This is a genomic window from Microbacterium sp. P2_F9 (assembly GCF_056403635.1).
This window is the reverse complement of record NZ_JBFUFC010000123.1, coordinates 1-11568: the sequence shown is the minus strand read 5'-3', so window position 1 is coordinate 11568 and position 11568 is coordinate 1. Positions and strand designations below refer to the sequence as shown.

13 protein-coding genes and 1 pseudogene are annotated in these 11568 nt (G+C 65.5%); 5 read left to right on the top strand and 9 right to left on the bottom strand.

Translation table 11 applies throughout. From position 1 onward, the window contains the following. On the top strand, positions 1-312 hold a 312-nt coding region (locus tag AC1DVT_RS13195; RefSeq protein WP_477389517.1), incomplete at its 5' end, for a hypothetical protein. A gap of 170 nt (positions 313-482) precedes the next feature. Here AC1DVT_RS13195 and AC1DVT_RS13190 read toward each other — a convergent pair. The 3 genes from AC1DVT_RS13190 to AC1DVT_RS13180 form a co-directional block, all read right to left on the bottom strand. Continuing rightward, positions 483-1022, bottom strand: a complete 540-nt coding sequence (locus tag AC1DVT_RS13190; RefSeq protein WP_477389516.1) for an RNA polymerase sigma factor — start codon at positions 1020-1022, stop codon at positions 483-485. After that, positions 1019-1744, bottom strand: a complete 726-nt coding sequence (locus AC1DVT_RS13185; RefSeq protein ID WP_477389515.1) for a hypothetical protein — start codon at positions 1742-1744, stop codon at positions 1019-1021. The genes AC1DVT_RS13190 and AC1DVT_RS13185 overlap by 4 nt, the downstream gene beginning before the upstream one ends. 608 nt (positions 1745-2352) lie before the next feature. Next, on the bottom strand, positions 2353-2961 hold the full coding sequence (locus tag AC1DVT_RS13180; protein WP_477389514.1) for a hypothetical protein: 609 nt from the start codon (positions 2959-2961) through the stop codon (positions 2353-2355). A 326-nt stretch (positions 2962-3287) separates the two neighbouring features. On the opposite strand from AC1DVT_RS13180, the gene AC1DVT_RS13175 reads away from it, so the two are divergent. Together AC1DVT_RS13175 and AC1DVT_RS13170 are read left to right on the top strand one after the other, a co-directional pair. Continuing rightward, entirely contained in the window at positions 3288-3833 is a 546-nt protein-coding gene (locus tag AC1DVT_RS13175) for a hypothetical protein (RefSeq protein ID WP_477389513.1), read from the top strand. Positions 3834-3905: 72 nt separating this feature from the next. Further along, a complete protein-coding gene (locus AC1DVT_RS13170) occupies positions 3906-4088 on the top strand; it encodes a hypothetical protein (RefSeq protein ID WP_477389512.1) in 183 nt (60 codons plus the stop codon). A gap of 64 nt (positions 4089-4152) precedes the next feature. Here the strand turns inward: AC1DVT_RS13170 and AC1DVT_RS13165 are convergent, their stop codons facing one another. From AC1DVT_RS13165 to AC1DVT_RS13140, 6 genes and pseudogenes are all read right to left on the bottom strand, one after another. Further along, positions 4153-4971 (bottom strand): hypothetical protein, encoded by an 819-nt coding sequence (locus AC1DVT_RS13165; RefSeq protein ID WP_477389511.1) that lies wholly within the window; start codon positions 4969-4971, stop codon positions 4153-4155. Between the two features lie 160 nt (positions 4972-5131). Continuing rightward, entirely contained in the window at positions 5132-5692 is a 561-nt protein-coding gene (locus tag AC1DVT_RS13160) for an RNA polymerase sigma factor (RefSeq protein WP_477389510.1), read from the bottom strand. A gap of 87 nt (positions 5693-5779) precedes the next feature. Beyond that, a complete protein-coding gene (locus tag AC1DVT_RS13155; RefSeq protein ID WP_477389518.1) occupies positions 5780-6907 on the bottom strand; it encodes an ABC transporter permease in 1128 nt (375 codons plus the stop codon). 273 nt (positions 6908-7180) lie between these two features. Then, positions 7181-7681, bottom strand: a pseudogene (locus tag AC1DVT_RS13150) (ABC transporter ATP-binding protein); the annotation flags it as partial. Continuing rightward, the gene (locus AC1DVT_RS13145) at positions 7678-8841 is read right to left on the bottom strand and encodes a peptidoglycan-binding domain-containing protein (RefSeq protein ID WP_477389509.1); all 1164 of its coding nucleotides are present in this window, start codon (positions 8839-8841) and stop codon (positions 7678-7680) included. The gene AC1DVT_RS13145 and the pseudogene AC1DVT_RS13150, both read right to left, overlap by 4 nt. A gap of 2 nt (positions 8842-8843) precedes the next feature. After that, complete coding sequence (locus AC1DVT_RS13140) at positions 8844-9614, bottom strand: hypothetical protein (RefSeq protein WP_477389508.1); 771 nt, start codon at positions 9612-9614, stop codon at positions 8844-8846. Positions 9615-10014: 400 nt separating this feature from the next. Between AC1DVT_RS13140 and AC1DVT_RS13135 the strand changes: the two genes are divergently transcribed. Together AC1DVT_RS13135 and AC1DVT_RS13130 are read left to right on the top strand one after the other, a co-directional pair. Next, positions 10015-10623, top strand: a complete 609-nt coding sequence (locus AC1DVT_RS13135; RefSeq protein ID WP_477389507.1) for an RNA polymerase sigma factor — start codon at positions 10015-10017, stop codon at positions 10621-10623. Then, entirely contained in the window at positions 10598-11197 is a 600-nt protein-coding gene (locus tag AC1DVT_RS13130) for a hypothetical protein (RefSeq protein ID WP_477389506.1), read from the top strand. The genes AC1DVT_RS13135 and AC1DVT_RS13130 overlap by 26 nt, the downstream gene beginning before the upstream one ends. The last annotated feature ends 371 nt before the right edge of the window (positions 11198-11568 follow it).

Here is an 11568-nt window from a genome sequence, read left to right as displayed (position 1 = left end):
GGATACGGCGAGGTCCCCACCGGGCAATCGGTTCGCGTGCATGGGGAGGACTATTTCGAAGCCGACCTGGTCYCTGCCGACGTACAGGCGGGGCGCCGCATCCCGGAGTTCGCATGGGATGCAGATAAGCGGTTGGCATGGGGTGGCCGACTGTACCCGGACTCTCTCATCGTGGCCGCGGAGTCGTCGATCCTCCGGCAACTCCGCAACGACCCGCGCTTGGATTCCGTGTCCGTCCGGGTTGACCGAGACATCTTGCCGGGAAGTACCGGAGACTCACCCACCAACACGAAGATCGACCGCCTCCTCTGAGGCGTGCGCTGAGGGACCGGCGCACCGAATAGTCTCCATGCGGGTTTTGATCAACCGTGAGGGCTACGACCGTTCTAGTTGTGCAATAAGCCAGGTGATGTCGATGGGTTCCGTTGGAGGCAAGGTGATGTCGGCGGGATTGATGCTGGGTGGTTGCATGCTGGGCCCTTTCAGAGGTGCGGTGACGCTAGTCGATCGGTGGCAGCAGTTTGTGCTGCGTCGCTCGAGGTCGAGGTCGAGGTCGCGAGAGCTGCGCGGAGAAGTTGCTTGGCACGTGCGTGCCGGCTGCGTGCCGTTGATGACACAACGCCGAGATGGCCGGCGGCTTCTTCGATGCTGAACCCGTCCCAGTGCACAAGCCGAATGAGCTCCGCTAGGGAGTCGGGGAGCGACTCCACAGCGGCCCGTACGGCATGTCGTTCGTCGTCGGGCGGTGGTGTCTCTTCAATCGCCTCGGCAAGTCGCCTGGTGAGGGCGTCCCGGCGTCGGGCGCTTCGGGTGTGGTGGCGCAGAACGTTGCGGGCCACTCCGAAGAGCCACATCCGCGCGGCTTCCGGTGTAGGGGGTGCCCGGTGGGCGGCTTTCCAGGCTGCGACGATCGTTTCGTTTACGAGATCGGCGGCATCGTCTCGAATCTCGACACGGTGGAGGAAGTAGCCGAGGAGGCTGGGCCCGGCATCCCGCACGACCTGTTCGAACTCCGAGTTCACTGGTTGGCCGAATCGACGGAGTCGGTCGTGCACTTGACTTCCCCCGCGGAGGAGATGTTGCCGTCGTGCAGTGCCACGGTCATCCCGCTGTACACCGTCGTCATCAGAGCGTTGTGAAGGATGCGCGCATCGGCGATCTTCGGACTGTTGTCCGACGGCGCTTTCGGCTCCACGTCGAAGTCCTCGGCAGATGCCCCGGAAATTAGTTCCCCGATACGGTCGAGCTCACCCTGGCTCCAGAGCGCCAACGCCACCGAGTCCCGGTCCGGTTCGAGCGCGTCGGCGTCCAGCGTCCGGTAATACGCGCGGGCAGCGTCGACCGTCCCCTCGGCCCAATAGGTGGTGACGAGTCGCCCTTCGCAGTAGCCCAGGTAGTCGCCGGCGACGTCGTACCAGTCGCGGCTGAACACGATGTCCGGGTCAGCAACTTCTGGGATCCACGGTCCCCATTGAGTCGCAATGGCCGCACCCCCACCGGCGAGAGCAAGCAACCCGCCGATCGTCACGGCCGGAAGAACGAACCGCCGCTTCCTCGCCCGAGTGCGTCCCTCGGTAGCTCGGACCGTCAGCAACGCGGAAAGGGCCGCGGAGACCTGCGGCTCGTCGACCACCTCGATGCCCGCGCGACCCAGCAAGTCGTCCAACGAATCGTCCATGAGTCCTCTTGTTTGCTCGCTCATGCTTATACATGCCCGGCAGATGGTGCTTCGTCCACGCACCACGCCACCTTCTTTGACAAATCCGTTTGGTGAGCGGGTGCACGCTCAGAGAAGGAGGTGAATACCCGCCCGTATGGCCGTCGGCTCGTTGGGGGACCCGATATCGGACGTCAAGAAGGCGGCCCGAATATCGGCGCTGTCACGACCGAGATGACGTCACCTACGGCTGTGTTCGTGAATGACGGGCGCCCCTGATGCCAGCTTGCCTCTAGGAACCGTGGCGTCGTCGGGGAAACTGAGCCTGAATCACACGTTAGGCGTGGTGCGGGCGTCAGGCGTCTGGAGCTCGCCAGCAGCGCTTCCGCCTCGGCGACGCCGGCGACGAGCGACGGCCGCGCCGATCAGTGCGGAGACCAAGACAACGACGGCAACTGCCAGAAGCAGGTACCAAAGCAAGAGTTCGTTACCGAACACCAATTCTCCTCTGACCGGATGGACCATGGCAGACCATGTGTGACGTCATGCTAGTCGCAGGTGCCGCGGTATCGAGTGAGCGGCTGCAGGGGCCTCGGACGCGGCCCGGATCGGACCGAATCCCGTCGCGTCCAGCGGAGGGATCTCTCGGGCCTGGCGGGCTGTCGCACTGGAGGACCGGCGATGGGGCGCCGTGGTCAGTCTCCGGAGCTCGCTGGCAGGACGTCTCTGTCAGGGAAGACTGTCGCGGTGTCGAGGCGAGGATCATTCCTCAGCTGTCTGAAGAGAGGAAGCTCCGCGGCGACGATCAGCGAGTCCGGGTACAGGCGACCGCCCCAGGCCAGACGTGCATTGTCGTCCCATGCGAATTCGGGGACTCGTCGTTCCGGCTGCAGGTCATCTGGAGTGAGCGCAGCCGCGAAGAAGTCCAGACCGAACACGCGCGTGGTTGAGTCGGTGTCCGGAGTCTCTCCGTAGCCCGTCCATCGGAGGCATCGAAGTTGAATGCTGCCGACCGCGTCGCGCAGCGCGTCGGCGGTCAGTTGGTCGAGTTCCCCCATGCAGGAGGTGAGGTCCCGGACGGCGGGATGTTGGTCCGCATCGGAATAGGCGGCTTCGAACCAGTTCAGCGACGCCGAGTGCTCTTCGACCGGCACATACGCGGACCACCGGACCAGGGCGTTGTCATCATCCCGAAACGGCAGGTAGATCCTCAGCATCGGCAGATGCCGGTGAGACGGAGGAATGAATTCCCTCGCGAGCGTCGTCCATCCCGACTCCGCAAGCCCGATCGACTCATCACCCATGCTGAACACCGTAACCACCCGCGCGCCCGCGGCGGGATTCATGAAGGACGCGGGTGTCGCGGTGATGGACCCCCCAGCGTGACGATCAGTGCGTCAGAGGACCGCCAGGGTGATCGGCGGAGTGGGGGCATGCCCGGTAGCGTCGGCGTTGTGACTTCACCGTCGATGGATTCCGCGATGTCCAGCAGGACGTCGTCCCGGGCTGAACGGGGTCCAGGGGCAGCGGTGGCGGTCGTGCTCAGCGGAGCCTTGGCCATCCTTCTCGCGGCGGCTTCGATCGGTCTCGTTCGCTCACCCGGGGTCACCGTTGAATGGGAGGGTGGAAAGTGACCGTAGCGCAGAAGCACAATTTGATCGTCACGATCGTCTTCTCGGTAGCTGGGGCTATTGCCCTCACGGGATGCGCCACCGAGTACCACGGCTACGACAGCGGGATCGACGGGGTGCTGGCGAGGCAAATCGCGACGTTCGAGGATCCCCTCTCCGAGGATCTATTTCAACCTGCGGAGAATGGGCCGGCTGCGTACCTCGACGCCCTCGACGGCATGCGCTGGGATGGGAGTGCGTCATCCGCTGCGGACCTCGAGCTCGACAGAGGCGGCATCGTTCTCTACGACACGGTCGCAACGGATTCATCCGCTAAGGTCGCGGTGTTCATCTCGTCTGGCCCACGGCAGGCCGTCCCGACCGATGAGAACCGCACTTACACGGGGCCGAGCCAGGTCTACACCTGCTACACGGTGGAGGCAGACTTCGGCTCAGAACCGATGCCGTCGCCGGATCGAGTGATGCTCGACGACTGCCCGCCACTCCTGGTAGAACTGCTCCCCGACGACGCCGCCTTCGCCAGTGCCGATGTGTTCGACGGATAGGACGGCGACTCGCGCCGCGTCGCGGCGAGGGACCGGGAAGAGACACAGTCACAATCGCGATACATTCTCTCGGTGAACACGTCTACGGCCGTTACCGGCTACATCGCGGCCCTATTCCTCGTCGGCCTTGGGATGGCGATCGTTGGAACACTCCTACCGCTGGGCGGAGGGATCACCATCATGGCGATCGGCGCAGCGTCGATTGGTTCTGGACTTGTTCTCGTTGGGATACGGATCATGAGCGGAGAGCGCTGAGCGACCGGCATGCGAGTCGCTCAGGGGGCAAGGGAGCGATTCGGATCCGGCATGGATGGCACGGCTAGGGGCGAGGAAGCAACCAGGCGGAGTATTGGATGACAGAGTCAGGTTCGATGTCGAGTCTGTCGATTCCTCCGAGGTAGAGGATGTCGGCCGCGATGATCTGGCGCGACGCGTCGTCGAGCACGATTGTGGCCCCGAATTGCTCGCGATCGCTCGAGGTCACGGACAGCGCGATTCCCGCTCGACCGAATCGGTCCACGACGTCCCCGAGTACGCTCAGTCCACCCGATTCGTAGAGGATCTGCAGCGAGGCGGCTTGCTGCGCAGGGCTCAGGCTCCACTCGTCACGGAGGGCGCTGATCGCTCCCCACCAGGCGAGGGTGTCCGCGTCTGCAGCAAGATGGGCTGCGTTCCTGAGATAGTCGCGCAATGCGGCGACGTCCTGCGGCGGCTCTTCGGGGAAGTAGCCGTACCGCGGCGGGTCGTCGCTGACGGGACTGATCTTCGCACCCTCGGAGGGTGCTTCCCCGACCGGCGCCACGATCTGTCCATCCTCGGTGACGGAGTAGGGCGCTCCTGCTGTGGCGGTGAGGTGTCCCGTTCCGTCCTCGTTCCAGACCCACTCCTGCCACTCGGGAACGATTACGGGGTCGTCGCCGCCGTCGTCGCGCAGTTCCCAACGCACTACTTGGGCATCACGCATCGCTATGGCCTGTGGCTCCGCACGCAGCGTCTGCAGGGATGCCTGGATCACTTGATCGATGCTCGCTGTGAGCGGCTGCGCGACCAGCGGAGGAGGTGTGGCGGCGTACGAGGGGGCTGCGGTCAGTGTCCCGATCGTGAGCGACAGGACAGCGGCAACGGCGAGTGCGGGCACGGCCAATGCCCACCGGAGGCCAAGGCGTGGCGCGCTCCTTCTGCGCGGCGACGGGCTGACCATCACGGTCCGCATGCGCGCCCACTCACTTGAACGGGGAGACGCGTCCGCTGGTGTCTTCGCCGGGTCGATCTCCTGCATCGCGCGTGCGAGGCGATCTTCACTCCACGACATAGGCCATCGCACCTCCCCCGGTCCGCGGTGTGGACGCGCGGTGAGCCGGTACGGCCTGCCCGCTTGGCGGCTCGTTCGGTTCATCCAGCAGGGCGCGCAGTGATTCCCGCGCGCGGCTGAGTCGCTTCCACGCCGCAGAGGTCCGGCATCCTACGACTTCGGCGATCTCCGCAGCGGACAGACCGTCCCAGTAGAACAGCTCCAAGACCTCCCTTTCCCGCCCTGGCATCCGGCGTAGCGCGAGCTGCAGTTCAACGTTGTCGAATGTCGTGTCCGATTGTGGGGTGGCGTCCACCAGGTCGCGGATGCCGTCGCGTTCTCGGTCTCGTTTCCGGTAGAAGTCGCCGACGAGGTTGCGGGCGGTTTGCAAGAGCCAGGGCCGACGGAACGGCGCGGAGGGTTCGAACCTGCGCCAGGCGATCTCGAAGCAGTCCATGGTCAGCTCTCGGGCCTGTTCACGGTCGTCGACGCGGCGTTCCACGTACCGCAGCACGGCGGCGTGGTGGTCTGCGAAGATCGCCTCGAAGGCGACGCGGCGATCGTCCACCCGCCTCCTTCCAACGACCTGCGAGGCACCGATCGGTGCCTTCGAGAGGAGAGGTTGCTCCCGCCAGCCGATCCTGACATGGAATCCTCATGTTCCTTGCCGGAGCGCGTCGGCAGGTCGGACCCGGGCAGCTCGCACCGCACCGAACAGCGACGCCAGCGCACCGACCACGATGCCCGCGATAATAGCGGCGGGCGCAAGGCGGATATCAAAGACCGGCACCCAACGTTGCGCGATCGTGAAGCCGAGGATGGCGATCATGCCGACTATCAGCCCGCCGATACCGCCGGCGCAGCCCACAAACGCCGACTCGGTCATGACCAGGCCCGCTAGCTGTCCAGAGCGAGCGCCGAGCGCGCGACGCAGGCCGAGTTCCGCGCGCCGTGCCGTGACGGCGGCGCCGATCGAGTTCATCAGGGTCAACAACGCGATCAGCGCGGCGACGGCGGTGAACGCGATCAGCGCGGCCTGAACGCCCCCTTCGATCTCGGAGCGCAGCGTCCGCGGGTCGGTGGGCACCTGAACGCTGAACGACGCCGGCGAATACGGGTCGAGGGCGACCGGCAGTTGCTTCCCGATCTGCTGCGCCGCACCCGGCCGTGCAAGTATCAGCAGCTGCCTCCGACCAGGTTCGCTCGTGCCTGCCAAACCCGCGTCGTTAACCACCACCTCGCCGATGAGCATCGGCAGTCGCGAGGACGAGCGAACGACACCACGGACCGTGTAGATGTTCTCGTTCACCGTGATGACTKGGCCTGCCTCGAACGGGCCGAGGTCGAGCTGCTCGGCGAGCGAGGCACCGATCAGAGCCTCGCCCGGCGCCAAGCTGGCCGTGCCACCCGTCTCCATGCCCGCCGCGGCCGGCAGATCGCCCACCGCCGAGTGGACGGTGACGACTCGCTCGTCCCCGCGAAGATTCCCGACTGTCGTCTGTGGAAAGTCCGTCACCACCGCAGCCGAGTCGACCGCCGCGAGCCTCAGCGCCGACCCCAACGCGGAGGCAGCGTCCAGAGGCATCTCGTCGGAACTCCAGGATGCTGTCACTTCTCGGTTCGTGTGAGCATCGAAGGTGGCGACCACCTGTGCGCTCGTCGAATCGGTCAGCCCGATTGTGGTGACCAGCAGTGCTACCGCGAGCCCCACAGTCGCCGCGAGAGCCACCGACTGCCGGGGGCGGGAAAACACCGAAGCGGCAGCGTCGCTCAGCATGAGCATCGCGGACTCGACTCGCCGCGGTCGATGCGATCGGTGCGTGGGTTGTGAACCGGTTGCGTCTGCGCTCTGCGTGGCTTTCGCTGCCGGCGGAGCGGTGGCGCTTCGCTCTTCCGTCAGGACGCCATCGGTGATCCGCACCACCCGATTCGCGGCTGCGGCGACCTCGGCGGAATGGGTCACCACGATCACGGTGACGCCGGCGGCGTGGAGTCGCTCCAGTTCCGCCATCACCTGAGCCCCGGTTGCTGAGTCGAGGTTTCCGGTCGGCTCGTCGGCGAGAAGGACCGGAGATCCGGTAGCGATCGCGCGGGCGATGGCGAGGCGCTGACGCTGGCCTCCGGAGAGAGTGGCGGTGCGTTGGGACAGCCGCGGCTCCATGCCCACGCGCTCAGCGGCGGCTCGGACGCGGACGCGTCGTTCGGGCCCTGCGACGCCTTGGTAGTGCAGCCCGAGACCGACGCTGTCCGCCGCGGGTCGCTGTTCGAGCAGGTGGAAGCCCTGAAAGATGAACGCGAACGTGCTGGCCCGGATCGCGGCCAGCGCTGCTCCCTCGTGCCGCGGCACCTCCCGACCCTCCAGCAGGTAACTGCCGGCCGACGGCACATCAAGGCCGCCGATGATTGAGAGCAGGGTCGTCTTTCCACCTCCGGACGGGCCGACGACCGCAACGAACTCGCCCCGCTCGATACACAAGTTGACGTTGCGTAGCGCGTGGACCTGCTCCGCGCCGGACGCGTACGTTCTCGAGACTCCGCGGAGTTCGATGAACGTCACCTGTCCACCCGCAATCTGTCGCCAACACGCAGATCGCCGCTGACCGCGGCCTTGCCGTTCAGTACGGCAAGGATCCGCACATCGACGTTTTGGAACGAGCCGTCGCCTTGCCGGAGCACGGTACCCGAGTCGGTGCCCTGTTGTGCGATGGCGATCGCCGGGACGAGCAGGGCATTTTCGGCGAGCGTCGCCACGTGAATCCGAATGCGTGCGTTCTCATCGGCCTGGTCTGCCCCGATCGTCGTCTCGAGCGGCACGATATCCGCCCACGTCATCACCTCGTCGCCGCCGCCGGCTCCGGCGGCATCTGCTGTCGCGTCGTACACCGCCTGGACGCGACATGGGATGTCGGACGCCGCCCCAACGGTGCAGATCAGGTCGGTGCCAGGCACCAGCACGGCGGCCAGTTCGACGGGGACTGCCAGCCGCAGCAGTGCCGTCGTCGCCGCGAAGCTGACCGCAGCCCCAGCCGCGAGGTCCATCCCGACCGCAGGTGCGGATGAAAGAGTTGCCGGCAATTCGGGCACCGCGACGACCGCGGAAAGTGGCAGGTAGACGGACGACGCAGGTTCCGCCGTCGGTAGGTCGGACTCGGCGCCCGCATCACTCGGTTCCGCCGCCCGGGTGGGTGCCGCCCGGGAGGGTGCCGGTACACCCGCGCTGCGGTAAAGCGCTGTGACGGCGACCGCGGTGCCGGCGCCGAACTCGCCATCCACCCGGTCGAGCAGGCCGAGAGATTTCAGGTTCTCCTGCAGCACCCGAACGTCGGGTCCAGCGTCGCCGACACCGAGGTCACGGTAGAGCGGGAACGGCGACGCCAACGCGAAGACCGGTTGCCCGTTGACCTGAACAAGCACCGTGCCGATGGCTACATCAGCGCCCGTGGACAGGGCACTGGCCGTGACGATGCTCCGAGCGGCCCCTTCAACAGCCTCAAGCGTCGCGATCGAAGTCGACGATGGAACGACCATCGCGCCGATCGTCCGCTCATCGACGAGGTCGCCCTGAGTGACGTCAGCGAGGATGGGAGCGGGAGGCGGTGCCGTGGCCTGCGCCGCCCACTGCGCCGGTGAGGTGAACGCGCTCGCGGCAACCCAGCCACCGCCGACGAGCACAACGGCAGCGAACACACTGCCCGCCGCCAAGACGACACGGCGCATGATCAGTGGGCGGGGGCGTGCGCGGCGATGATCGCGAGGATCGACTCGCGGTCCGTTTGCCACTTGCCGCGCATGCGGACCAGCTCGTCGGCGTTTGCCGACACCACATCTGCTTGGGCATCCCACATCGCCTGATACATCGCTTCTGACCAGCCGCTGGAGTCCCGGCAGCTGGCATCGTCAACGGCCAGAGTGATCTCCTGCGCCGTCAGCGCGTTCTCCGGCGCACCGTCACCATCGCCCCACCGGCTCGGAATGCCGAGTTCCCTCAGAAGCGCCTGGGTCGGCATCGACTCGTCGCTACCGACCGGGGACTCCGGGACAGCCGAATACCCCGCGGCTTTCAGACACTGCTGCCAGTCGACCCCCGCTTTCACAACCGCTGGCGCCCGATTGGCGACCTCCTGTGCTTCCCACATCCAGCCCAGCACCCGGTTCGTTGCTTCCGACAGTTCGATCGTGGGGACTTGTTTGCGGGCCTCGTCAAGACACGAGCGCTGGAGCGGTTCGAAGCCGGGCGTGGATGTGGCAATCGCATTGAGCGCACGGAAGGACTCGGGCGATTTTCCGCTCCATCCGGGCGTGAAATCAGCCCGGTAGCCCGACGCCTGCGCGAGATCCACGGTGAGCGCAGGAAAGGTTGAAAGGTTCGCAGGGGACTCGAGATAGCTGGCTTCATCGGTCGGCTGCCACGGGATGGGCCACTCGATGCCGTCCTGGCTCAGACAATCTGCGACGAGAAGGTTTTCCGCGTAGTTGGGCAGATCCGTCATCGTTGCACTCTGGAACTCGTCAAGCGGCATGACCMACCGAGCACGATCCTGAGTTGGGGTTTCAATCTCTGCAGCGGCCTGGCTCGCGCACCCCGTCAATGAGACAGCGACCCCCGCGACAACAAGCAGGGCAATCGGACGCACTCGACCCATCATCCACTCACTTCCTTGAACCAACTCCGGCTCTCACCCTTCAAGGTTGGTCAGCGGCGAGCATCCTGACATTCGCGGGGAACCACCGGCGTGCTTTAGCCGAGTCGGTGCCGTCGCGGGCCTCGAAGAGTGTCAAGCAAAGCCCGGAGCGATCAAGCTCGAAGGTGTCGCGGTGGGGGACCCCTATGTCTTTCGTCACGGAGATTTCCGAGCGAAGGCAAGATTGGCGTGAACCGATTCGAGGGAAATGAGCAATACGGATGTGAGCCCCGATAACGAGGTGATTGAAAGGTCGGCGCGAGAGCCGGCTGTGTTCGCGATGTTGTTTGATCGTCATGCCAAGTCTGTGTACCGGTATGTCGCGCAGCGGCTGGGTGACCACGTCGCGGAGGACGTGATGTCGGAGACCTTCATGGTTGCGTTCGAGCGGCGGTCGGCCTACGACGCTTCGGTCAGCGATGCGCGGCCGTGGCTGTTGGGCATCGCGACCCGGTTGATGCGCAAGCACGCTCGAGTCGAAGCGGTGGCATGGAAGGGCATGTCTGCCGATATGGCCGCGCGGATTGCACCGGACTTCATCGAGCAGGCGGGGTCCCGTATCGACGCTGAACGGCTGAGTCGGCGCCTTGGTAAGGCATTGCGCAGACTGTCAGACGCGGATCGCGACACTCTGTTGCTTTATGCCTGGGGCGATCTCGACTACGCGTCGATCGCCGCGGCGATGCAGGTTCCCGTGGGAACGGTGCGCTCACGACTCAATCGCTCGCGACGCCAGTTACGCCGCGCAGCGGGCATCAGAACCTTCGAACAGGAGACGGATCATGGACGAATTGACACTGCTCCGCAGCACTCGTGACGACAGCCGCGAACCCGCCCCGGAGGTGCTCGCCGCGGGCCGGGTAGCGCTGCTGAACCACGTGGCGCAGGAGGCGGGGGATGTCACGAAGGCGCACCCTGCCAGGAAGCGAACGATCATCGTAGGCGCGCTCGTGGCCGCGGCCGGCATGGTGACAGTCGGCGGGTTGGCTGCGTCCGGTGGAGCATTCACCAACCCCGAAGCTGGACCCCTGCCCGAGGGTGTGGAGGTCGTCACGCAGCAGGTTTACGACGACGCCTTCGCGAAGTTCGAAGCGTGCATGAACGAAGGGGGTGCCGCGCTTGCCGGCAAGCGCGTTGTCGGTGGTGTGTACGAATTCTCCTACCTAGCCGAAGCGGCGCCAGTGTATGACAAGTGCTACGTCGACTTCGCGCCGGTCGACTTCCGGTGGCAGATTGCCCATTCGTACGACTCCGAAACATTCATCAGGTACCGCGAGTGCCTGACGGACATGGGCATCGAGCCGGGCAAGGATGCCGACACGGTGTTGGCGCAGGTCAAGGAGAGCGGCCTCGACGTCCAGAAGTGCTTCGACCCCGCAACGAACGGCTGAACTGAGCACCACGCTGTCCTGTCGTCCACACTCACGGGAGACAGGACAGCGCATTCGAATACGCCGGTCGATATTCCGCGGGGGCACCACTCAGAGACGCACACGGCCCACGTCAAATCACCGGTCGACGGCTAGCGCGGTCCGCTGCGTTCGGGGTGTGTCCGAGTCGGTCGCTACCGGTGCCGGGTTTCGATGATGGTGCCGTGGAAGGTGAGCCGGTCCACAATCGCGGGATGCGGGAATCCGGTTCTCGAGACGAGCTGTCGCGTTGGGGGACCGTGAACTGGTGTTAGCCGCCGACGTGGAATGTGCCGATTTGGGTGGTTCCGTCGGATTCGAATACGGGGAGGTCCCACCCGTTCGGGTACTTC

Excerpts from the sequence above, each read along its gene's own strand:
- AC1DVT_RS13180 (WP_477389514.1), bottom strand. The coding sequence starts at position 2,961 with ATGGGTGATGAGTCGATCGGGCTTGCGGAGTCGGGATGGACGACGCTC.
- AC1DVT_RS13145 (WP_477389509.1), bottom strand. The coding sequence starts at position 8,841 with ATGCGCCGTGTCGTCTTGGCGGCGGGCAGTGTGTTCGCTGCCGTTGTG.
- AC1DVT_RS13140 (WP_477389508.1), bottom strand. The coding sequence starts at position 9,614 with ATGACGGATCTGCCCAACTACGCGGAAAACCTTCTCGTCGCAGATTGT.
- AC1DVT_RS13135 (WP_477389507.1), top strand. The coding sequence starts at position 10,015 with ATGAGCAATACGGATGTGAGCCCCGATAACGAGGTGATTGAAAGGTCG.